The sequence below is a fragment of the Aquimarina muelleri DSM 19832 genome, from assembly GCF_000430665.1.
Lineage (GTDB): Bacteria > Bacteroidota > Bacteroidia > Flavobacteriales > Flavobacteriaceae > Aquimarina > Aquimarina muelleri.
The window spans coordinates 90459-111813 of the sequence record NZ_AUML01000018.1; the positions used below are offsets into that span (position 1 = coordinate 90459).

Consider the following 21355-nt stretch of genomic DNA (forward strand, 5'->3'; position numbering starts at 1 on the left):
ATGTTCTTTAAGGAACATGATTTACACAAGTTATAGACTAATTTGCTATAGGGATTGGTTTTTTTGTTGTGTATTCAAAGGTAATTTTTTTCAATAAATAGAAGTTGATTTTCGTGTTTTTATTCCGTTTTAATTTAGGAAAAACAAGTTGTTAAATTTTATATCGAAACCTATGAGGTGCATCTTAGGGTCTTCGAATCCTGTTTTGAAACCTACGAATTGCACCTTGTCATTATTGAACCTCATCTTGATACTTGCGAAGTGTATCTTGATGGTCTCTACTTCATATCGATACCTTTGGAGTGTATATCGATCTTATCAAACTTCATTTTGATATTAGCGCAGGAAACCTTTGAAGGATATCTTGATGTTGTCCAACCTTATCCAAATAGCGGTGGAGTTTAAAAATAGAGTGTCTAACCTCATCCAAAGAGCGTCGAAGTTCAAAAATAGAGCGTTCATTATTTCAAATCCTTACCAAGGCTCAAAAATTACTCCAGAAGAGGAATCTATACGAGCACCGGTAACAGATTTTAAACAATTTATTTCGTTTCTGTCTCGTAATACGCCCATAAAGGCAAAAATCAAGGCTTCTTTAAAATCTATAATTTCTTCTGAAGGAACTATAACTGCAGTAGAATTGCCTAGTTTTTGTTTTAATACTTCTATCAGAAAATCATTTTTTGCACCGCCACCCGTAACCAGTAAAGACGCATTTTTACTTTTGGTATCTGTAATAGCAAAAGTAATTTGAGTAGCAATATGATGTACTGCGGTATGTAAAAGATTTTGAGCAGTATCTGGAGTAGCGTTTATAATAGGGATTATTTTTTTGATAAACCATTCGTATCCCAAAGATTTAGGAAATGGTAGTGTATAGTATTCTAAATTATTTAGGGTGTCTAACAGGTACTTGTTTAGGGTTCCTGTTTTGGCAATTTCTCCGCCTTTATCGTATGTTTTCCCTATAGTAGCACAAATATAATTAAGTAACATATTGGCAGGAGAAATATCGTAAGCAATTCTTTTTTCTGCCATAGTAAAAGAAATATTGCTAATCCCACCTAGGTTGAGACAAAAATCATAGGTGCCAAATAATAATTGATCTCCTATAGGTACCAGAGGCGCTCCTTGACCTCCCAAATCTACATCGTTGGTTCTAAAATCACAGATAACTTTTTGACCAGATGCATTAGCCAGATGTTGCCCAGATCCTATTTGATAGGTTACTCCAATTTCTGGTTGATGAAAAACGGTATGCCCATGACTGGCAACAAAATCTACCGTAAGATTATTTTGAGCTATAAATTTTTTAACCTGTTTGCCAAGCCAATTTCCATACTCATTATGAAACGATAATAAATCGACAGTATTTAAGTGTATTGCGTTTTTAAGCTTATTTTTTAAATAATCGGTATATTCTATAGCGTTTGTATAAAGAATAGAGAAGGACCAAAGCCCATCTTTATTTTCAAATTTGCAACAAGAAATGTCTAAACCATCCAGTGAGGTTCCGGACATTAAACCGATTACAGTATATAGTTTTTTCATAGAGATTCTGTTTAAAGTTGTACAGGAGATTTTCCGACAGCCTTATGTTGTCCAATAAAATGCTGTGCTGCTACTTGCTGAAAGGTTTCAAAATCCTGATAGGCAAGTATTATATTTGCAATATTTTTGGTTGGTAATATTCGTAAAGCATAAGGGTTACCAAATAGATAGAGTACTACATTTTTTGTTTTACTTAACTCTAGGATCCTGTCTTTTATTTCGGCATTCATACCAAATTCTTGCATCGGTTTTATAGAGGGAGGAAACAAGGCTATCCCAACATTATTGGTAGTGCATTCGGATACTGAACTATGGATATCTTTTATAGCAGTGCAGTACTTCGATTTTTTGATTTCTTCACAAAACACACAATCTGTGGATCTGCCCAGAACAAGGATTTCAAATTTTTCGGTATTAAATTTTTCGAAACTTTTTATATCTGCTTTGTGATATGTGATGGATTGCTTTGCAATAACATGATTTAGACTAGTTGCTTTTTCAAAATCAAAAACAGCAGTAGAGGAGGTTTCTTTAAAAGCATTTTCTTTTAGCTTTTGTATTCTGCTAAAACTTTCTTCAATTTGCGCATTAGTTCCATTTTTTTCTATAGCAAGAATACCTTCTTCTACATGTTCGGCAAAGCATAGTATATCGTTTCCTGCATCAAAAGCTTTCCACTCCAGAACTCCTTTTTCAGGGTATAGTTTAGAAACGCTATGCATATTAAGTGCATCCGAGATTACTACGCCTTCAAAACCTAATTCTTTACGAAGTATTCCTTTTATAATATCTTTGGAAAGGGTTGCAGAAACATTTTTTCCTTGAGATAAAGAAGGGACTGCCAAATGCCCGATCAGGATACTGTCTATTTTAGATTCGATTGCTTTTATAAATGGGTACAGCTCTTGGTTGTATACATCTTGTTTAGAGGTATGTATTATAGGAAGCCCCAAATGCGAATCTACTTCGGTATCTCCATGCCCAGGAAAGTGTTTGAAACACCCTAATATTCCTGAAGCTTTTAGACCATTATAAAAAGCAATAGAGGTATTGGTAACCTGCTCTTTGTTTTCGCCAAAAGATCGGTACCCAATTACCGGGTTATTAGGATTGGTATTTACATCTGCCACAGGAGCTAAGTTAAGATGGATTCCCATGTTTTTTAGATCTATCCCTACTTGTTTTCCTACTTCATAAATCCATTGTATTTGATTTTTTGGGATAGCACCCAAGGTTATCGCATACGGATATTGTGGGGTGTTTTCTACCCGCATAGCCAAACCCCATTCTGCATCTATACTAATTAATAGAGGAGAGGAGGAGATACTTTGGTAATGGGTGATAAGTTCTGACAGTCGCTGCGCACTATTTTCATTTCTAATTACGGTTTTCTTTCCTTCAAAATTTGTTGCAGCACTAGCTCTGCTATGAAAAAAAGTAAGACCGCCAATTTTATAGTTTTGTATAAGTTGTTCTATTTGTTTTACTTCTTGATCCGTATCGTTTATAAATGCTGCTGGAAAGAAAAATTGACCAATTTTTTCGGTTATAGAAAGGCTGGGTATATTCATTGTTTGTGTGTAACTTTTTAGAGGTTAATCTTTATCTTTCTTTCCATAGGTTGCGGGGTATTTAATATATTTGGTAAGGATAATCCCAGGGATTGCTGCAATAGCAACCCAAACAAAAAATCCTGTATATCCTACAGCTTCTTGAATAAAACCGCTAACCATACCTGGTAGCATCACGCCTAATGCCATAAATCCTGTTGCAATGGCATAATGAGAGGTTTTAGAAACCCCTTCTGCCACATAAATCAAAAACATAAGATAGGCGGCAAATCCAAATCCATACCCAAATTGCTCTACAATAACGGTTAGGGTAACAAATAGGGTAGAAGATGGTTTCCAGAAGGATAATAAAACATATAATAGATTAGGAAGGTTCATTGCTAGAGCCATTGGGAGCATCCATTTTTTTAATCCGTTTACAGAAATAGCAATACCTCCTAGAATACCTCCGATTACCAATGCAATAATCCCGAAGGTGCCATAAATAACGCCCACTTCAGTAGTCGATAAAGCTAATCCACCAGTATCTGTTTGATCTAACAAAAACGGAGATGCCATTTTTAGCAATTGCGATTCTCCCAAACGATATACTAGTATAAACGCAAGAGCAATACCAATCTGTTTTTTTTGAAAAAATGTTTTAAAGACATCAAAAAATCCTAAAGCTTTTTCTTGTGTAGCTTTAGTTAATGTTTCTACTTTTGGAGTAGTAAACAGGTTTAGCAAGGTTAATGTAATCATAAAAATAGCTGTAATAATCATAGTATAGGACCATGCTTTTTGATTACTACCATAATACTCTTCTAAAAAACCAGCAAGTATAACAATTAATCCTTGCCCCGTTATCATTGCTAATCGATAAAAAGTGCTTCGTACACCAAGAAAAAGAGATTGTTTTTTTTCGGAAAGACTAATTAGATAATACCCATCAGATGCGATATCATTTGTAGCAGATGCAAAAGCTGCAATCCAAAAAAAGGAAAGGCTTAATACAAAAAAGTTATTGGTAGGTATGGTTAGCCCAACAACTAAAAATGCAATTGCAATAACGAGTTGCATTGTTAAAAACCAATTACGTTTAGTGCTTTTAAGATCTACAAAAGGACTCCATAAGGGTTTTATAACCCAAGGCAAATAAAGCCAACTGGTGTATAGCCCAATATCGGCATTACTAATCCCTAATTTTTTATACATTATTACAGAAACTGTGATGATGATGATATAAGGTAAGCCTTCTGTAAAATATAAGGATGGTACCCAAGCCCAGGCATTTTTATTTTTATTAGATTCTGTCATGAATGGTTATTAAGGAAAGAAAGATACTTATAAATTATTAGTATCAGAATAGTTTATAATTTATCTATATAGTCTAGTTGAAGATCTTCAACATCTATTTCGGGAAGGGATTTATTATAAAAGAAATCAATGATCTGGTTTTCAAGATATGCACTAATCTGCTCTGTTCTTTTTTTTTCAATCATAGTAAAAACATTCATAGCTTCCTCTTTTTTAAATTCTGCAATTAGTTCATCTGGGTTTTTAATTGCATCCATACCTTTATATTTCTCTATTTTCTTTTTCATCCATCGATGGCATATTAATTTTATTTGGCTATCCAGAAGCTCTTTGCTAATAAGATCTATCTTTTGAGTATTATTTTTATCTTCTTTATTAGCACGTTCTAGCGCTATCTTAGCTTTTGTAAATTGTCTTTCGAATTTAAAATCAAGACGGCGCATATCCTGTTTAAGGTTAAGAATCACCTCATAAAGTGCGTTATCATATATCTTTAAAAACTCTTCATAAGCATATAGAGCATCTAAAAATGCTATTGCATGTTTTTTATATAATTTTGGTATGGGTTGCTCTTTTGCTTTTTTAAACAGGATATTGAGTACGGTTTTTTTTTCTTCAGGAATGTTTACAAACCAGGAATTGTTTTTTAATGCTTTTAATTTTGAGGTTATCTCTACTCTGGTGCCTTTATACAACTCAGATTTATAACTAAACCGATACGTGTTAGGATTAAAATCTTTTTGCTGTTGTGCGTTTCCTTTACACAGGATTAGAAATATAATACCGAGAGCCAAGAGTTTCATATATGTTGTTCGGTTAGCGAAAACTTTTATTAAGTTACAATATAACAAAGTAATTCTAACGTAGTAATATATGGTTTGATTGTTTTAAAGCTGCTATATGTATGATTTCGTATTGTGCATTTGTTGTTTGTAGGAGTGTATATTAAAATGCGATATGGTATAGTATTTTATGTTTTTGTCTTTCCAAAACCATAAATAATTTGTTTCCAAAAGTGTTTAGGAACTTGTTCATCTCCAGGGAAACCAATCTCGATAGTACCACTATCTTCGGGTATATAATTGGTTTTAAATATATAATCCCAAATGCTTAGACTAATACCAAAATTTACTCCATAAGAGTTTTTGGGGATACTATACGAATGGTGATAAAGGTGCATTACAGGGTTGTTTAGGAGGTATTTTAATGGCCCCCAGGTAATTTTAATATTTGCATGATTAAAATGCCCAATCATAATTGCAAAAAAGTGTACTATATAAGCCTGCTCTGGTTCGAAGCCTCCCAAAATCATTACTCCAATAGTTTTTAATGGCTTATAAAAAATATTTTCCATCCAATGATACCGTAAATGCGCTGCAAACCCCATTTCTTTAACAGAATGGTGTATTTTATGAAACCTCCATAAAAAAGGGTATTTATGAAGCAGGACATGCGTAAACCATTGTACAAAATCCAAAATAATAAAAAATAGTAGGAGTTGTGCCCACATTGGTAATGTGGAAATGTCGATAACGGTCAAGCTTTTTGTAGAGATCCCTATATCGTTAAGAAAAATTTCTAAAAGTTTGTAAAACCCACCAATAACAATAGAAAAGACGAAGAAGTTGAAATACATATAAAACCCATCTAACCAAAAATCTTTTCTGAATACAGACTGGTTTTTTCTCCATGGAAAAGCAATTTCTAGCCCCCAAACTAACAAAGATATAATAGTCAACCCCCAAAAATAGTTAGTAAACCAAGGAACTTCGAAAGCTATAGATTTTATAGTCCAATCTACATTTCCTGTAAAAGCATCTATAAATGCATTACTGTATTTTTTCATTAAAAATTTTTATTTAAGACTAATTTTTTGGGTACTCTTAAAAAGTAGTACTCAACATTTAGAGCTTGTTTTTTCAAACAAGCTCTAAAGATATGTTTACCTCTTTAATGCAAAGTAAGAAACTTTTTTAGTTAAAATTAGAAATCTATTTTATACTTCTTTTCCTTTTAACATCTTATTCCAATATAAATATGGTAGTATATATTTTTTTAAAATCCAAAGTCTCCAATGTTCTTTTGAAGAATCTTTAATCCACATTTTTTTTAATTTAGGATCTGGAGTAAACTTTTTGGTATAGTCAAATTCTGCCAATACCATTTTGCCATATCCTGTAATAAAGGGACAAGAGGAATAGCCATCATATTTTGTGGTGCCTAGTTTTTGATATGTAATTAATTCTAGAATATTATGAACAACAATAGGGGCTTGTTTTCTTATTGCGGCTCCTGTTTTGGATGTAGGTACATTAGTAACATCCCCTAGGCCAAATATGTTAGGATATTCTTTATGTTGTAACGTATATTGGTCTACATCCATCCAACCAGTAGAATCGCTTAATACAGAGTCTTTAATAAAGTCTGGAGGTGTATTGGGTGGTACCAGATGTAACATATCATATCGGATTCCTATTAATTCTTTTTCTTGAAGAATATCTAATTCTATAGGATTATGTTCTTTATAATCAGGACTTACTTTAAACCAAGCGATTTGTTTATTACTATCTATTTTTTTAAGTTCATGGTTAAATTTAATACCAATCTCTTTTCTGTCAACAACCTTCATTAAGGTTTTTGCTATTTCGGGTACAGCAAAAATGATATCAGAGGCGCTTGCATATACTACCTTAGTACTATTTTTAACGCCATTTTTTGCAAAATAATCATCCGCCAGATACATTATTTTTTGTGGAGCGCCACCGCATTTATATGGTTTTGGAGGTTGTGTAAACAAAGCAACGCCTCCTTTAAAATTTTTTATAACATCCCAAGTATGATTAGGATTGGTATAATTACTACAAACCACCCCTTTATCGATACTTTCTGGTAATCCTTCTACCAAAGAGGCATCTAATTTTAATCCAGGCGCAACAATTAAAAAGTCATATGTATATTTTTTGTCAAGTGTTGTATCTACACTATTTTGATTAGGATGTATAGAAATGACCCTGTCTTTTATCCATATTGCATTTTTAGGCATTACAGATTGCATCGGTCGTTTAGTTTTTTCATAGCTATAAGTGCCCCCACCAACAAGTGTCCATGCTGGTTGATACCAATGTGTTTCTGATGGTTCTATAACTGCTATGCTAAGTTTTGAGTTCTTTTTAAGAAGACTACTTGCAGTCATAATTCCTGCAGTTCCCCCTCCAATAACAAGTATTTGATAATGCATATTCATTAGTCTAGTTTTAAATCTTTTTTTGCCAGATAAAAATCTACTTTTTCGCACGAGGTATCTTCAATTCTATTTTTCATTTCGGTTAAGGTTTTTGGGGGAGGAACAATTACTTTATCTCCTTTTTTCCAGTTTAGAGGTAAAGCTACTTTGTGTTTGTCAGATACTTGTAAGGCTTCTAATACTCTTAAGATTTCATTCATGTTTCTGCCAATAGTAAGAGGGTAGTACATGATAAGTCTTATTTTCATATTTGGGTCTATAAAGAATACAGCTCTTACCGCAGCAGTTTCACTTTCATTAGGTTGTAGCATGCCATATAATTTAGCAACTTTCATATCGATGTCTGCTATTATAGGAAAATCAAAGTATACATTTGTTTTTTCATGCACATTATTTACCCAAGCCAAATGCGAATGGATACTATCGATACTAAGACCTATAAGTTTTGTGTTTAAAGAGGTAAACTCTGGTTTTTTTTCTGCAAAACCACTTAATTCTGTAGTACATACTGGGGTAAAATCTGCAGGGTGTGAGAATAAAACCACCCATTTTTTTTCTGCAAATTCAGATAGTTTTAATTTACCATGTGTTGTAATTGCTTCAAAATCGGGAGCATTATCTCCTATTCTAGGTATTGTATTCATTTCTATTGGTGTAGTTTCCATAATTTTTTGATGATTTATAGTTTTTTAAAAGTGTATATTGATTTAATCCACATTGTGGAGTTTAATTCTCGAGGCTTGCCTCGAAAACAAAATATATTTTCGGAAGCATACCTAGTGAGCTTGCTCCGAGGTTATTGATTTGTTTGTGTCTGTTAATTTAAATTCTTTACTATTTTTTAGCTGTGATTTTGTTATACTTAGTTTCCTATTAATAGATGATTATATATACAATATCTGGATCTATTTTATTAGTCAAATTGAATACAGACTGTATAAAAATGTGTTTCGAAAAGGTATTTTACGAAGTCATTTTTATCATGGTTTATTTTTATTATAAAGTTATAGTGTATAAAAATAGAGTACAGTAACATTTGTTACATAGTAACTAAAATGGAGAGAGTTTTTTGAAATTATCAGATAGAAATAAAACTGTAACAGAAATATTAAGGTAGAGTAGATCTTAACTTATTAGGGTATTAAAAACAGTGTATATATAATAATTATTTATAGGCAGGAGTTATGTTTGTTATTCAATTAAAAAATATTTGGCGAGATAAAAATCAAGCATAAAAAGTTTTTATTCTAAGTTGTTGCCATAAGATTTCGTTAATTTTATTAAGTTTGCGTTTAATGAAAAATGGTCGGTTAAAAAATAGCATTACCTATCTGTTTCTTGTGCTTTTTCTATCCATGAAAACGGCAGGGATTCATGTATTATTACATACAGACGATAAGGATCATGCTTTACATTGTACTGTTTGTGACCATGCTATTATATACAATGCAACACCACTTATTTTTTCTGATTCACAAGATTTTACAATTAATATTATAGAGCCTGTTGCTCAGAGAGAGATAACCAAAAACTATAGATTTATTATCTCTAATACTATTGGTTCGGATCAACTCTTTTCCCGACCTCCACCCTCTACATTATAGTTTTTTCGCAATTTTAATCCACATTGTGGAGTTTAATTCTCCGAGGCTTGCCTCAAAAACAAAATATATTTTCGGAAGCATACCTAGTGAGCTTGCTCTAAGGTTATTGATTAAGTAGAGAAAAAGTTGAAATTTCATATTATTTGTTTTCTCATTGGTCTTTGAGGACAATTTAAGTTCTTTCAAAGACAAAAGTTGAGGTTTATAATAATGTTAGATTTTAATAATTTGGATATTCATTATTATAACTGTATATCATAAATATGGGGATTCAATTAATATTTTAAATATTCTAAAATGCTTCGCCTTTCAAGGCTTTTTTTAGAAATAATCGCGCATAGATTTTTTGTGTTTTAGAATGTCAGCTATCCTTTTACTTCTTGCTTTTAATCCCTTATTAAGGAGTTTGTTTCTCAAGACTTGTCTCGAAAATAAAATACACCTTCAGAGGTATACCTCGTGATATTGCTCTGAGGTTGTTGCTTATAAAATACGTATTACCAATGTCAAACCGAAAACATACTGTTTGTTTTATAAATAATAAACTGAATACATGAAAAAATTACCTGTAACTGTATTGAGCGGTTTTCTGGGGGCAGGAAAAACCACATTACTAAATCATATACTACATAACAAAGAAGGCTTAAAAGTAGCTGTCATTGTTAATGATATGAGCGAAGTGAATATAGATGCCCAATTCATTAAAAATGAAAACACACTTTCTAGAACCGAAGAAAAATTGGTAGAAATGTCCAATGGTTGTATCTGTTGTACATTGCGTGAAGATCTTATGGTAGAAGTTGAAAGACTTGCTAAACAAAATAAGTTTGATTACCTATTGATAGAAAGTACTGGTATAAGTGAGCCTATTCCTGTAGCCCAAACTTTTACGTTTGAAAGTGAAGATGGCAATATAGACCTAAGTCGTTTTAGTTATATAGATACTATGGTAACGGTAGTGGACGCCTTTAATTTCTTAAAAGATTTTTCTAGTTCTGACTATCTTACTACAAGATCGCTTACAGATATCGAGGATGACAATAGAACTATAGTTAATTTACTTACTGATCAGGTTGAATTTGCTAACGTTATTATTATTAATAAAATTGATCTTGCAACAGAAGAGCAATTAAAAGAGCTTCATGCTATCATCCATAAATTAAATCCAGAAGCACGTATTATTCCTGTCAATAAATCAAAGGTTGAATTGAAACATATCATCAATACAGGTCTTTTTGATTACGAAAAAGCAGAAGCTTCTGCTGGTTGGATAAAAGAACTTGAAAACGAGCATATCCCTGAAACCGAAGAATACGGTATTGGTTCTTTTGTGTTCAAGAGCAAAAAGCCGTTTCATCCTGAACGTTTTTTAAAGTATTTAAATGAAAGCTTTCCACAAAACATTATTAGAAGTAAGGGGTTGTTTTGGTTAGCTTCAAGATCTGATCAGGCTTTAGTATGGAGTACAGCAGGAGGATCTTTTAAAGCCGATAATGCAGGAATTTGGTGGGCGTCCATGCCTTTTGTAGAGCGAACTAGCTATGCCGCCTTCAATGAAAATAAAAATCAAATTGAATCGGAATGGGATACCTTATTTGGAGACAGAAAAATAGAATTGGTCTTTATTGGGCAATATCTAGAAAAAGAAGAAATCATAAACCAATTACTGGATTGTCTGCTTACAGATAAGGAAGAACAATTATGGGGAAATAAATTGTTTCCTCAAGAAGACTACTGGCCTATAGCAAGATAAAAATCCAAGATTTTATAAAATTTGAGATGATACAAACAGATAATCTTACATTTCGTTATAAAAAAACGGAATGCACTTTTTGTTTCCCAAACATAGATTTAAAGGAGCAGGAAAACTTACTTATTCTAGGTAAATCAGGAATAGGAAAAACAACTCTTTTACATCTTTTAGCAGGTTTATTACCCCCTGTTAGCGGAAAAATAGTAATGGAAGGCGTAGATATCAACTCTTTGTCTCATGGACAATTAGATAAGTTTAGGGGGCAAAATATAGGGCTTGTATTTCAAAAAAGTCATGCTGTTCAATCTTTGAATACTGTTGAAAACCTACAGGCTCGCCTTTTTTTTAGTAAAAAATCTAAAAACAATATACTGATTAACAATTTGTTAAATCAATTAGGTTTGGACGACTGTAAAAAAAGTAAGGTTAATGAGCTTAGTGAAGGACAATTACAACGATTAGGGATAGCGTTATCTGTAGTACATAATCCAAAAGTTATTCTAGCAGATGAACCTACCTCGAATTTAGATGATGATAACTGCAAAATAGTTATTGAATTGCTTATTAATCAAGCAAAGCGAACCAATGCCAATCTAATTGTTATAACGCATGATCATAGGATTAAATCATTATTTTCAAATTCAATAATATTATGACTATTTGGAAAATTAGCTTACAAAACATAAAGACCAGACCTCTATATACTTTTTTAAGTGTTTTTACTCTATCATTAAGTATAGCTCTTCTTTTAGGAATCCAACAATTGAAAACCTCATTTGAACACCAAATGGAAAATAATTTAGGAGCTATTGATTTGGTTATTGGAGCCAAAGGAAGTCCGTTACAGTTGGTTTTGGCTTCTGTACTACATTTAGATAATCCTACAGGAAATATCTTATATAAAGATGCAAAAAAAATAAGCAAAAGCCCTTTGATAAAGACAGCTGTTCCCATTTCTTATGGAGATAATTACAAAGGTTATAAGATTATAGGAACTACAGGCGAATTTGTATCTCTTTATAATGCTAAATTAGAAAAGGGAAGTGTAGTAAAAAAGTCTATGGAGGTTATTCTTGGGCATACCGTAGCAGCGCAACTAGATCTAAAGGTAGGGGAGACTTTCTTAAGTTCTCATGGGTTGATTGAAAATGATATAGAGGTACATTCTGAGAGCTTAACTGTAGTGGGGATATTAAAACCAACTCAAAAAGTAATAGATCGTTTGATTATCACTAATTTAGAAAGTGTATGGGATGTTCATCATCATGATAATGAAGTACATGAAAAAGAGAAAAATCACATGGAATATCATGAAGGAAAGGAGATAACCTCACTGTTGGTTTCTTTTAGAAATCCTTCAGCTCTTTTAACACTTCCCAGAAGAATCAATAAACACACCTATATGCAAGCAGCATTACCAAAGTATGAGTTGGATAGGTTATATCAATATACTGGTGTTGGGTTTAAAACAATTTCTTGGATTGCCTATATAATTCTTGTTATTTCTTGCATGACCGTTTTCATTAGTCTTTATAAAATGGTAAAGGAAAGAGCCTTTGATTTGGCACTTTTACGAACTTATGGAGCAAGTAATTTTCAGTTAATACGAATGGTTGTTTATGAAGGGGTATTAATTGTATTTCTAGCTCTAATATTAGGACTTGCCTTATCAAAAATTGGGGTATACTTTATGTTTAAAATAACAGAAACAGACAATAAACAAAACATACTTCAAGAACTACCATTTCACGAACTCTTACAAACAGTAATGTTAGTGTTTAGTATGATAGTACTTTCTGTTTTACTAGCTATATATCCCATCATAAAAATGAATATATCAACTATTTTGAGTAATGAAAAATAAATTTTTAATTATTATTATTATTATTATCCTTCTATCTAGCTATACATGTTTTAGTCAACAGAAGGTGACTTGGAAAGATTTATCACAAGTAAAATTTACAGAGAAGTTTTTTCCTGCTTACGGAGAGTCTTTTTTGTACCCAGAATTCCTCTCTTTTGTAAAAGCTTTGGAAGGAAAACAGATAACCATTACCGGTTATTTCTTAAATGTAGATCCTAAGGGGAAATTATATATTTTATCTAAAGGACCTATGTCTTCTTGCTTTTTTTGTGGAGTTGGTGGTCCTGAAACAGCCATAGAACTACAATTTACCTCCAAACCAACTTTTAAAACAGATGCTATAGTATCTATAACAGGTACTTTGAAGTTAAATGCCGATGATATAGAACATTTTAATTACATTCTTGAGAATTGTAAAGGGCAATTAATTAATAAATAATAATAACACGATTTTATTGAAATAGATAGAAAATAAATTCTCTAAGAAAAAACAAGAGGAAATTAAATTAACACAACATGTAGAACTAAAAAACCGTTCATTATTTACTGAAAATGAACGGTTTGTACTAGTCGGGATGACAGGATTTGAACCTGCTATCTTACCCATATTTTTATACTATTATTTGACGTTTTCAGTGACACTAATATACTGTATATTAAGTGTTTTTCAAGAATACTGTAGGATTTTTTAAAAATAATTTTTGTGACTGATTTACTGTTTTTAAGTGACTACAACTGACTACTTTTTAACTACCTGATTTTGTGTTATTTGCAATGTTATTTCGTTTGTATTGGCATTGGGAATCTACTTTTTAAAGCATTTTCAACTTCCCAGATTTGAAACACCCCATCTAATGAAATAGTATGGTTAGGATATGCATAATTATCCATGCTAACTGTAAGTAAATTCTCTTCTTCGTCTACAGCAACAATCCTTCTTACTATAATCGTATTTATTAAAACGATTATATAAATTCTGTTCAATTTTATACTAGTATAACTTTTTTTTAATATTCCAAAAACCCAATCTCCATGAAAAAAATTAGGCTCCATATCGTCTCCTTTTACTTGAAACCCTCTAACTATTTTAGATGGATCTTCTTTTTTAGTGAACGACATATAATCCAATTGATCTATATACTCATCTTTTTTGTGGTTTAGAGCATATCCTTGAATATCTTCTATAGATATTAGTGCTACCCATGTTTTGTATTCTATATCTGTATAAAATGCAACTTCTGAGGAACTGTGTGTGTTTTGTTGATAAAACCCTTGCCCATTACTACTATGTTCTTCCCATATATCATCAATAAATACTAAAGATGGATTGATATTGTATTTAGAGAAGAATTTATAAATTACATCTATAGGGAAGTTTCTACCATCATTTTTAACCTTATCAAAAGATTGAGCAGAATAGCCAATACTTCTGGCTAATGCGCTTCCTGATTTCACAGATCCTTCTTCCAAAATCATATCCATAATAGTTAAAATTCTCTTAGTTACTAAATGCTGTGCCATATCTATAAAAGTGAAAGTTTGTAAAAATAATGTAAGTCTGTTTGAATATTACGTCTATGTTTTTATATTTATAATCAAATTTATGTCGGTAAATTACTATCAAAATGAAATAAAGAGTAATTTTATGTCGTAAAAATGGAAATAAAACTATGATTGATAGTCTTTATAAGTACAATATTACAAAATTTACATATAATTTCATAAAAATACCTACAAATTGTCTAAATTTTTACATGAGGTTAACATATTCTTTACACAAAACAAGTACAGTTACTAACAAATATAAAAATCAATATATCCATAAATTAAATCAAAAAAATAGATAATTATGACAAACGAATGGAGTGCAAATAAAAGGAAGTATCATATTTTAAAGTTTTTAAAGAAACTTCCTTATAATGAATACACTATTGCTAAAAGAAAATTACCCGTTGCTTGTAAGGTAAGTAAACGAACTTTTGAAAGATGGTTGTATGTAAATAAAGAAGATCGATTAGAAATATCAGCAGACAAACTGGCTTTAATAGCTAATTATTTCAATTGTACAATGGAAGAGTTACTTAACAACAAGATTCCTAAACATAATACGCATACTTTAAAAAGATTACATAATCAGGATTTAATCAAATCTTTAAACCTTACCAAATAATGACCAAGATTATTAAGAACAATAATAAACGTTACAAAGCAGTGTCTAAAACAGTCTTACAGCAATCTTACCAATGTTCTCCATATACATTTCGCCAGTGGACTAAAAAAATCAATAGTAGATTAGGCGCATATCAAGGAGGTTTGTATACCCCAAAACAAGTTAAAATAATAGTTTCTCATTTGGGAGAACCTCCTTTAATAGAGGATATTGTATATAAACCAAAGTTTTGAAGATATAGTACAAACACCTTATGGAAAACAACAAATCAAAAACATTAAGCGCGAATGATTTTCTGGAAGAAACGGATAAATTACTTGCTGTTGCAAATAGTCAGAAAGAAAAAAGAGAACACAATCAACTATCAGATATATTTAAGCAACTACTAGAACATATCGAAGAAGTTGATTTTAGAAAGTATGCAGAATTATCAACAAATGAAAAACCACGAAAAGTACATTTTCTGGTTTCTATTATTGAAATATTATTAGAAAAAGCAATATCTCTAGGATTTCATTTATGCCGTAAATATGATTATGTATATCTGTATAATGGAGAGTATTGGCAATTAGTAGGACAGGAAGAGTTTGAAGATTTTTTATGCCAAGTGGCATTAAAAACCAAGATGAACCGCTTTTATGCCAAATATTTTGCATTTAAAGGCGATATGTATAAACAATTCCTTTCGGATGCAAGATTAAAGGAACTTCAAAAAAATAGTAAAACCACACTTATCAATCTAGCAAATGGCACTTTTGAGATCTCGCCATTTGCAAGAGTTTTACGTCCATTTTGTAAAAACGATTTCCTTACCTATCAGTTGCCTTTTTCATATAATCAAACAGCTACTGCACCTATGTTTCAGGGATATTTAGACAGAGTACTTCCTGAACAGGAATTACAAGATGTATTATCTGAGTATCTAGGGTATATTTTTATAAAAAACAATGTTCTTAAATTAGAGAAAGTATTATTAGCCTATGGTAGCGGAGCTAACGGAAAAAGTGTATTGTTTGATATTATTAACGCCCTGTTAGGGGAAGAGAATTTTACTAGCTATTCCTTACAATCTCTAACAGAGGATAAGGGGTATTATAGAGCTATGCTTACTAATAAACTATTAAATTATGCTAGTGAGATCAACGGAAAACTAGAAACCAATACCTTTAAGTTATTGGTATCGGGGGAGCCTGTAGAAGCCAGATTGCCTTTTGGTAAACCAAAATTGATAAAAGACTATGCCCGTTTTATGTTTAATTGTAATGAGCTTCCCGAAAACATAGAAAACAATAATGCTTTTTTCAGAAGATTTTTGATACTTCCATTTAAGGTAACCATTCCAGTCAAGGAACAAGATCCGGATCTATCCAAACGCATTATACAAGAGGAATTATCCGGAGTACTTAATTGGATGTTACAAGGTACTAACCGATTATTGAAAAACAGAAAATTTACCGATAGTGCAATTGTACGTAACGAAATCCTAAAGTACCAAAAAGAAAGGGATACTATTTTTATGTTTTTAGAAGATATGGATTACGAACCTAATACGGTTATGGATATTCCATTGCAAAGCTTATTTAGTGAGTATCGAACTTTTTGTGTAGAAAGCAATTATAATTTTGAATCTAAAAAATCATTCTCTAAAAGGATGCAAAAACTTGGATATGCGATACAACGCAAAAATTATGGAATGGCTATTTATGTAAAAAAGAAAGTATTAAGTTCTGCTACATAAACTACACTTTCTACACCAATACCTTAAAAATCGTGTAGAAAGTGTAGAACGTGTAGCTGAAAATAAATTGTTTTTATTTTGAAATATAGATTTATACTAGAGCCATATACTACTATTAAATCCAGATATACCTGTCCTAATTGTGGTAAAAAAACAATGTTTTCCAGATATATAGACACAAAGAAAAACACCTATATGCAGGATAATGTAGGACGCTGTAATCGTGAGATCCAATGCGGATATCATTATACTCCCAAACAATTTTTTGAGGATACTAATAATTTAGTTGAAATCGAGCCTACAAAAAAGAGCAGAGATCTTATATATATACCAAAACGCAAAAGCATTATCCATACAATTCCATATAGATTGTTACTTAAAAGCATGCAGTCCAGATATCCCAATAATTTTATTTTATTCTTAGAAAATATATTTAACCCAGAAACTACAAAAGAACTTACCGAAAAATATTTAATAGGAACTTCCAAAAAATGGCAGGGAGCTACTATATTCTGGCAAATGGATGCGCAAAGAAATATAAGAAGCGGCAAGATCATGTTATATCACCCAATAACTGGTAAACGAGTTAAAAAACCATTTCCACATATCTCTTGGGTGCATAAAACACTAAAGATTAAAGACTATCATTTAAAGCAGTGTCTTTTTGGAGAACATTTATTGAAAACGAATAGGGAAAAGCCAATAGCTATAGTAGAAAGTGAGAAAACAGCCATTATTTCCAGTGTTTTTCTTTCTAAATTTATTTGGATGGCTACAGGGAGCTTATCCAATCTTAATTATAAAAATACTAAAGTTTTAAAAGGAAGACAAGTAGTCTTATTTCCTGACCTAAACGGATATGAAAAATGGAAAGAAAAAATCAGTACCCTTTACCCTGAAGTTGATTATCAAATATCAGATCTTATAGAAAAAAAAGCTTCTAAAATTCAAAAAGAAAAAGGATGGGATATTGCAGATTATTTATTGGATATTCGCTTAGTAGGGAGTAATATTAATTAGCAGAAGAATACTAATTCAATGTAGAACAGTAACAAATAAGACTTTAAAATCATCTTTCATTACAAAATACATTACTAACTACACTTTCTTTAATTCTACATTTTCGATAACCCAGTTTTCTTCATCTTGACTATCCTTCATTGCAGCTCTTAATTGACTCCTAACATCTTCTTTTGCCCATTCTTTTAAATCCTCTATAGTTATGTCAAAATCCAAATCCGTATACTCTACCGTAAAGATTTTTTGATACCATTCTGGACCAGAACCTTTTCTTATAGAAACGGGAATAGTAAATAAATACATAAGTTGGTTATTAGATAAGGTTATAATACCAAAAGTACAAAATAGTCTGCCATTTTTGCGATTACCTCTCTGTAGAAAAAAACACCAACTAATAGGCAAAAAAACCGAAAAACAGAAGATAAAAAAAACAGCGTAATTTATAAATAAGTAAAAGTTAAAGAGATAGAATAATTTCAACCAAAAAAACCTCTGAATCGTCTTTTTTTGTTAAATTTTTCTTAACAAGAAAATAAACTATTTATTTTTTAAAATATTTTAATTCTCCTTTTCCTAGTAATACCGTATGTTTAGAAATGTATACTATATGTTTCGAACTAAATATACGGGAAAGCCATAACTATTTTTTGATAAAAATTCTTTTCTTTGTTTTATTAACCAAACAATTAACATCTTAAATATCTGTAACACCTACCCTAACAGAGATTTATAACACAAAAATATTTTTTCTAGTCAATAAATTATATTTTATAATTAGCTTTAAGGTACTAATTTTAAAAATGTTTAGAAAAAATGAAAAAGTTTAGTGTAATCTTTTCGGTTATTGTACTCGTTGTGATATTTGTTAGTTGTGAAAAAAACGATATAGAAAATGAAACAGGAATCGAATTTAAAGCAATTAACAAAGAGGATGTCACTCCTCCAGGTGGACAAGGAAATACATACGATGCCTTTAGGAATGAAATCGACAAAGACAGAGTTGAGTCATCAGGAGGACAATCAGGAAATTAAGACAAAAAATAAAGGGTTAACTTTATTTTTTATAGAAAAGGTAGGGTTTTTATTTATTTTATTAAGTGGATTAATGCCTTTTGTACATTCGTTTGTTGAAAGAGAAATTTTAACGGAAAAATTTTTTGGATACCCTAGCATTCAAGCTTTTTTATATTCACTTGGGGTACATTTAAGTATTTTGTTTTTAGTGATAGGAGTTTTATTAATCATTTCGGTTGTTAATAGTCCTGCTAGATATAAAATTGTACAGAATTATTTGCGATACTCTCTTATCTCTCCTTTTATATCAAGTATATTTTATCTATCCTGGGTATTTATACCAGATGTGGATTATAATTTACTAGCGTATATATTTTTGTCTCTTTTTATTTGCTCGATTTCTCTTATAATATTTTACCAGATTCTTAGGTATATCAATACATTAAAACTTATTAATAAACATCGAGAGAATGTTTTAAAAGATGGTTTGTCTTATTTGAAATCAAAGCTGACTAGATAATAAATAATAGGAGTCATTATAAAGGCGAGCAATAATGTTAAAGCGTATTATTAAAAGGATTAGAAGGCATAAGTACTTTTTGGAAAAATTCAATAAAGGGGAGTTAAGCGAAAAAGAATATGAAAAAGTACTACTAGAAGAAATACATTATATACAGGGTGATTTTGAAGAAAAGTTAAGTTTAGAGATATTAGAGCAAGAAGAAAAGTTATTTATTGTTTTTTTAAAAGTAAGAGATATAGCTTTAAAAAAAAAGATAGATAAAACTACTTTAAAAAATATGATACTTTCAGAAATAAACAGAACTATGATAGATAAACACTTATTATGATTTCATTTTATAAATACGATCAATTAGCTCTGGCATTTTGTCGTTAAGCATTATCAAAGAGTGTCTTTCTATCATTTTTCGAAATAAAGAATTCTTCATTAACTCATCTTCATATTCTACCACCATGAGTGCCAGATCGTCGATGTCAATATCTTCGTAGCTTTTCTTATTATCCTCTACATTTTCTTTTAACATTTCTCCTTCCCCTTTAAATAGCCAAGTATAATTGATTTCAGGAGCAACAGAACAAATTTCATTACAAAACTCAGAAGTCAAATCATTTCTACCTTTTATGATATGGTCAATTTTTGTACTTGCAGATAGCCCAAGTAATTTTGTGGAAAATTTGTTTTTAGAGACTTTCAAATGATCGATCACTTTTAATATTCTTTGCCCTGCGTCCATAAGGTTATATACTGATAATTACTTTTGTTTAATTTCGCTTTGTTTTTCTTTTTATTAAAAAGTTTAGAAATGTTTTTGTTATTTCGAAATGTTTAGATATATTTACTTCATATTTAAAATAAAAACACTAAACAAAATTACAAAAAATACGTGAGCCTTACACAACTAGCCTATGAAATACTCGAACAACTACCTCTTAGTGATGTAAAAAAAGCTGCAAAAGAGTTTGGTTTATCTCATTATTACTTTAAACAAAAAATTAAATCGATTGATACGGATATTAATGTTTTGTATAGAGCGGTAGAATGCATGATTAATGTACATAATATAAAAGACAATGAAATTAAGGAGTTGCATAAAATATTTTTGAACCAATTTAAAATTCATCTAAAGGCAAATAATTAAGAGAATTATATTTTGAATTTGTTTCAAGTAAAGCCAAGTAGAGTGATTAAATAATAACCCTAATAAATTGAAATATGAGAACAATTGTAAAATCAAGTCCAGAAAAAGAGAGTAGGATTTTTGAAGCCCAAGTGCTTAAACTATTGCATATAGAGCAATGGCACTTTAACTACTCTATAGATCAGTATAAAGGCTATGCAATTTTATTACGTAACTGGATCAAAGATTGCCGTAAACAAGGACAAACCACTTTTGATATCGCTAATACCATACGCAAATCCCCATTAGCATTAGACAGTATATCACAAGGAGAAGCACTATGTTTTCATCCAATTGCAGTTATAGAAACTAGTACATTACCCCAAACCCATGTAAACGCATTATCAAAATAGGTAGGGTAAAAGGAATCGCGGGGGTAATCTGCTATTTTATATAAGTCGAGTTTGTGTAATTAGAGCCTCGTACTTTAAGATTGCTCCCGCACCCTTTTACTGATACAAAATAAACAGCTTGGCAAAGCAATATATTACTAATGTTAGATAGCAATTCTACATACAATCAATTATCCAAAGAAGAACGGGTTTTGGTACAACAAAAGATAGTAGAACTAAGCCGTATACCATCTGCAAAAGAAATCATTGCAGAGGTACTAAAAAATATAAACCCTGTTGTAGAAGTAAAAAAGGAAAAAGACATCATAATCATTAGCAAGGGGACTTATAATAATATTATGGAAATGGTTAAAAAAATAAATTTAAAGGAATATTGGAATGCTAAAAACAAGCAGTAAAAGGAAATTACGTTTAAGTTGAGTTTGTGTAATACTTCCTTACAAGGATACTGGGTATGGCAGGTAACTAGTGAGTAAG

General features: G+C 31.1%; 24 protein-coding genes. 14 read left to right on the forward strand and 10 right to left on the reverse strand.

Features of this window, described 5'->3' with window-relative positions:
- Nucleotides 1–474: 474 nt before the first annotated feature.
- From H527_RS0109110 to H527_RS0109140, 7 genes are all read right to left on the reverse strand, one after another.
- A complete protein-coding gene (locus H527_RS0109110; RefSeq protein WP_027412423.1) occupies nucleotides 475–1551 on the reverse strand; it encodes an anhydro-N-acetylmuramic acid kinase in 1077 nt (358 codons plus the stop codon).
- Between the two features lie 11 nt (nucleotides 1552–1562).
- Complete coding sequence (locus H527_RS0109115) at nucleotides 1563–3122, reverse strand: glycoside hydrolase family 3 protein (RefSeq protein ID WP_027412424.1); 1560 nt, start codon at nucleotides 3120–3122, stop codon at nucleotides 1563–1565.
- A 24-nt stretch (nucleotides 3123–3146) separates the two neighbouring features.
- Nucleotides 3147–4418, reverse strand: coding sequence for an MFS transporter (locus H527_RS0109120; RefSeq protein WP_027412425.1), 1272 nt, complete (start codon nucleotides 4416–4418; stop codon nucleotides 3147–3149).
- A 53-nt stretch (nucleotides 4419–4471) separates the two neighbouring features.
- The gene (locus H527_RS0109125; RefSeq protein ID WP_027412426.1) at nucleotides 4472–5221 is read right to left on the reverse strand and encodes a hypothetical protein; all 750 of its coding nucleotides are present in this window, start codon (nucleotides 5219–5221) and stop codon (nucleotides 4472–4474) included.
- Between the two features lie 167 nt (nucleotides 5222–5388).
- Nucleotides 5389–6264, reverse strand: coding sequence for a sterol desaturase family protein (locus tag H527_RS0109130; RefSeq protein ID WP_027412427.1), 876 nt, complete (start codon nucleotides 6262–6264; stop codon nucleotides 5389–5391).
- A 150-nt stretch (nucleotides 6265–6414) separates the two neighbouring features.
- A complete protein-coding gene (locus H527_RS0109135; RefSeq protein ID WP_027412428.1) occupies nucleotides 6415–7662 on the reverse strand; it encodes an NAD(P)/FAD-dependent oxidoreductase in 1248 nt (415 codons plus the stop codon).
- Nucleotides 7662–8327 (reverse strand): peroxiredoxin, encoded by a 666-nt coding sequence (locus tag H527_RS0109140; RefSeq protein ID WP_027412429.1) that lies wholly within the window; start codon nucleotides 8325–8327, stop codon nucleotides 7662–7664. The genes H527_RS0109135 and H527_RS0109140 overlap by 1 nt, the downstream gene beginning before the upstream one ends.
- Nucleotides 8328–8957: 630 nt before the next feature.
- Between H527_RS0109140 and H527_RS0109145 the strand changes: the two genes are divergently transcribed.
- The 5 genes from H527_RS0109145 to H527_RS0109170 all read left to right on the forward strand — a co-directional run bounded on the left by H527_RS0109145 (nucleotide 8958) and on the right by H527_RS0109170 (nucleotide 13322).
- Nucleotides 8958–9266 carry a hypothetical protein gene (locus H527_RS0109145; RefSeq protein ID WP_155837850.1) on the forward strand — a complete coding sequence of 103 codons (309 nt, stop codon included), beginning with the start codon at nucleotides 8958–8960 and terminating at the stop codon, nucleotides 9264–9266.
- A 553-nt stretch (nucleotides 9267–9819) separates the two neighbouring features.
- On the forward strand, nucleotides 9820–11019 hold the full coding sequence (locus H527_RS0109155) for a GTP-binding protein (protein ID WP_027412432.1): 1200 nt from the start codon (nucleotides 9820–9822) through the stop codon (nucleotides 11017–11019).
- Between the two features lie 26 nt (nucleotides 11020–11045).
- The gene (locus tag H527_RS0109160; RefSeq protein WP_027412433.1) at nucleotides 11046–11675 is read left to right on the forward strand and encodes an ATP-binding cassette domain-containing protein; all 630 of its coding nucleotides are present in this window, start codon (nucleotides 11046–11048) and stop codon (nucleotides 11673–11675) included.
- On the forward strand, nucleotides 11672–12883 hold the full coding sequence (locus tag H527_RS0109165; protein WP_027412434.1) for an ABC transporter permease: 1212 nt from the start codon (nucleotides 11672–11674) through the stop codon (nucleotides 12881–12883). The genes H527_RS0109160 and H527_RS0109165 overlap by 4 nt, the downstream gene beginning before the upstream one ends.
- Entirely contained in the window at nucleotides 12873–13322 is a 450-nt protein-coding gene (locus tag H527_RS0109170; RefSeq protein ID WP_027412435.1) for a hypothetical protein, read from the forward strand. Before H527_RS0109165 ends, H527_RS0109170 begins: the two co-directional genes overlap by 11 nt.
- Before the next feature lie 338 nt (nucleotides 13323–13660).
- Here the strand turns inward: H527_RS0109170 and H527_RS0109175 are convergent, their stop codons facing one another.
- A complete protein-coding gene (locus H527_RS0109175; protein ID WP_027412436.1) occupies nucleotides 13661–14404 on the reverse strand; it encodes a S24 family peptidase in 744 nt (247 codons plus the stop codon).
- Between the two features lie 328 nt (nucleotides 14405–14732).
- Here H527_RS0109175 and H527_RS0109180 point away from each other — a divergent pair, with 328 nt between their 5' ends.
- From H527_RS0109180 to H527_RS21755, 4 genes are all read left to right on the forward strand, one after another.
- On the forward strand, nucleotides 14733–15053 hold the full coding sequence (locus tag H527_RS0109180; protein ID WP_027412437.1) for a hypothetical protein: 321 nt from the start codon (nucleotides 14733–14735) through the stop codon (nucleotides 15051–15053).
- Complete coding sequence (locus H527_RS0109185) at nucleotides 15053–15286, forward strand: hypothetical protein (protein ID WP_027412438.1); 234 nt, start codon at nucleotides 15053–15055, stop codon at nucleotides 15284–15286. Before H527_RS0109180 ends, H527_RS0109185 begins: the two co-directional genes overlap by 1 nt.
- Before the next feature lie 20 nt (nucleotides 15287–15306).
- Nucleotides 15307–16791 carry a DNA primase family protein gene (locus H527_RS21750; protein ID WP_081414582.1) on the forward strand — a complete coding sequence of 495 codons (1485 nt, stop codon included), beginning with the start codon at nucleotides 15307–15309 and terminating at the stop codon, nucleotides 16789–16791.
- A 78-nt stretch (nucleotides 16792–16869) separates the two neighbouring features.
- The gene (locus H527_RS21755) at nucleotides 16870–17811 is read left to right on the forward strand and encodes a DUF6371 domain-containing protein (protein WP_051316706.1); all 942 of its coding nucleotides are present in this window, start codon (nucleotides 16870–16872) and stop codon (nucleotides 17809–17811) included.
- Nucleotides 17812–17889: 78 nt separating this feature from the next.
- On the opposite strand, the gene H527_RS0109200 is transcribed toward H527_RS21755, so the two are convergent.
- Nucleotides 17890–18114 (reverse strand): hypothetical protein, encoded by a 225-nt coding sequence (locus H527_RS0109200; protein ID WP_027412439.1) that lies wholly within the window; start codon nucleotides 18112–18114, stop codon nucleotides 17890–17892.
- A 510-nt stretch (nucleotides 18115–18624) separates the two neighbouring features.
- Between H527_RS0109200 and H527_RS0109205 the strand changes: the two genes are divergently transcribed.
- Nucleotides 18625–18843, forward strand: coding sequence for a hypothetical protein (locus tag H527_RS0109205; RefSeq protein WP_027412440.1), 219 nt, complete (start codon nucleotides 18625–18627; stop codon nucleotides 18841–18843).
- A gap of 536 nt (nucleotides 18844–19379) precedes the next feature.
- Nucleotides 19380–19676, forward strand: a complete 297-nt coding sequence (locus H527_RS0109215) for a hypothetical protein (RefSeq protein ID WP_027412442.1) — start codon at nucleotides 19380–19382, stop codon at nucleotides 19674–19676.
- On the opposite strand, the gene H527_RS0109220 is transcribed toward H527_RS0109215, so the two are convergent.
- Nucleotides 19671–20081, reverse strand: coding sequence for a hypothetical protein (locus H527_RS0109220; RefSeq protein ID WP_027412443.1), 411 nt, complete (start codon nucleotides 20079–20081; stop codon nucleotides 19671–19673). The genes H527_RS0109215 and H527_RS0109220 overlap by 6 nt on opposite strands.
- Nucleotides 20082–20231: 150 nt before the next feature.
- Between H527_RS0109220 and H527_RS0109225 the strand changes: the two genes are divergently transcribed.
- From H527_RS0109225 to H527_RS0109235, 3 genes are all read left to right on the forward strand, one after another.
- Nucleotides 20232–20486, forward strand: coding sequence for a hypothetical protein (locus H527_RS0109225; protein ID WP_027412444.1), 255 nt, complete (start codon nucleotides 20232–20234; stop codon nucleotides 20484–20486).
- 74 nt (nucleotides 20487–20560) lie between these two features.
- Nucleotides 20561–20878 carry a hypothetical protein gene (locus tag H527_RS0109230; RefSeq protein WP_027412445.1) on the forward strand — a complete coding sequence of 106 codons (318 nt, stop codon included), beginning with the start codon at nucleotides 20561–20563 and terminating at the stop codon, nucleotides 20876–20878.
- Between the two features lie 140 nt (nucleotides 20879–21018).
- On the forward strand, nucleotides 21019–21276 hold the full coding sequence (locus tag H527_RS0109235; protein WP_027412446.1) for a hypothetical protein: 258 nt from the start codon (nucleotides 21019–21021) through the stop codon (nucleotides 21274–21276).
- The last annotated feature ends 79 nt before the right edge of the window (nucleotides 21277–21355 follow it).

Coding starts and splice junctions, on each gene's coding strand:
- H527_RS0109180 (WP_027412437.1), top strand. CDS start 14,733: ATGACAAACGAATGGAGTGCAAATAAAAGGAAGTATCATATTTTAAAG.
- H527_RS0109200 (WP_027412439.1), bottom strand. CDS start 18,114: ATGTATTTATTTACTATTCCCGTTTCTATAAGAAAAGGTTCTGGTCCA.
- H527_RS0109165 (WP_027412434.1), top strand. CDS start 11,672: ATGACTATTTGGAAAATTAGCTTACAAAACATAAAGACCAGACCTCTA.
- H527_RS0109145 (WP_155837850.1), top strand. CDS start 8,958: ATGAAAAATGGTCGGTTAAAAAATAGCATTACCTATCTGTTTCTTGTG.
- H527_RS0109125 (WP_027412426.1), bottom strand. CDS start 5,221: ATGAAACTCTTGGCTCTCGGTATTATATTTCTAATCCTGTGTAAAGGA.
- H527_RS0109185 (WP_027412438.1), top strand. CDS start 15,053: ATGACCAAGATTATTAAGAACAATAATAAACGTTACAAAGCAGTGTCT.
- H527_RS0109235 (WP_027412446.1), top strand. CDS start 21,019: ATGTTAGATAGCAATTCTACATACAATCAATTATCCAAAGAAGAACGG.
- H527_RS0109155 (WP_027412432.1), top strand. CDS start 9,820: ATGAAAAAATTACCTGTAACTGTATTGAGCGGTTTTCTGGGGGCAGGA.
- H527_RS0109160 (WP_027412433.1), top strand. CDS start 11,046: ATGATACAAACAGATAATCTTACATTTCGTTATAAAAAAACGGAATGC.
- H527_RS0109135 (WP_027412428.1), bottom strand. CDS start 7,662: ATGAATATGCATTATCAAATACTTGTTATTGGAGGGGGAACTGCAGGA.
- H527_RS21750 (WP_081414582.1), top strand. CDS start 15,307: ATGGAAAACAACAAATCAAAAACATTAAGCGCGAATGATTTTCTGGAA.
- H527_RS0109130 (WP_027412427.1), bottom strand. CDS start 6,264: ATGAAAAAATACAGTAATGCATTTATAGATGCTTTTACAGGAAATGTA.
- H527_RS0109205 (WP_027412440.1), top strand. CDS start 18,625: ATGAAAAAGTTTAGTGTAATCTTTTCGGTTATTGTACTCGTTGTGATA.
- H527_RS0109120 (WP_027412425.1), bottom strand. CDS start 4,418: ATGACAGAATCTAATAAAAATAAAAATGCCTGGGCTTGGGTACCATCC.
- H527_RS0109110 (WP_027412423.1), bottom strand. CDS start 1,551: ATGAAAAAACTATATACTGTAATCGGTTTAATGTCCGGAACCTCACTG.
- H527_RS0109220 (WP_027412443.1), bottom strand. CDS start 20,081: ATGGACGCAGGGCAAAGAATATTAAAAGTGATCGATCATTTGAAAGTC.
- H527_RS0109170 (WP_027412435.1), top strand. CDS start 12,873: ATGAAAAATAAATTTTTAATTATTATTATTATTATTATCCTTCTATCT.
- H527_RS0109115 (WP_027412424.1), bottom strand. CDS start 3,122: ATGAATATACCCAGCCTTTCTATAACCGAAAAAATTGGTCAATTTTTC.
- H527_RS0109215 (WP_027412442.1), top strand. CDS start 19,380: ATGTTAAAGCGTATTATTAAAAGGATTAGAAGGCATAAGTACTTTTTG.
- H527_RS0109175 (WP_027412436.1), bottom strand. CDS start 14,404: ATGGCACAGCATTTAGTAACTAAGAGAATTTTAACTATTATGGATATG.
- H527_RS0109140 (WP_027412429.1), bottom strand. CDS start 8,327: ATGGAAACTACACCAATAGAAATGAATACAATACCTAGAATAGGAGAT.
- H527_RS0109230 (WP_027412445.1), top strand. CDS start 20,561: ATGAGAACAATTGTAAAATCAAGTCCAGAAAAAGAGAGTAGGATTTTT.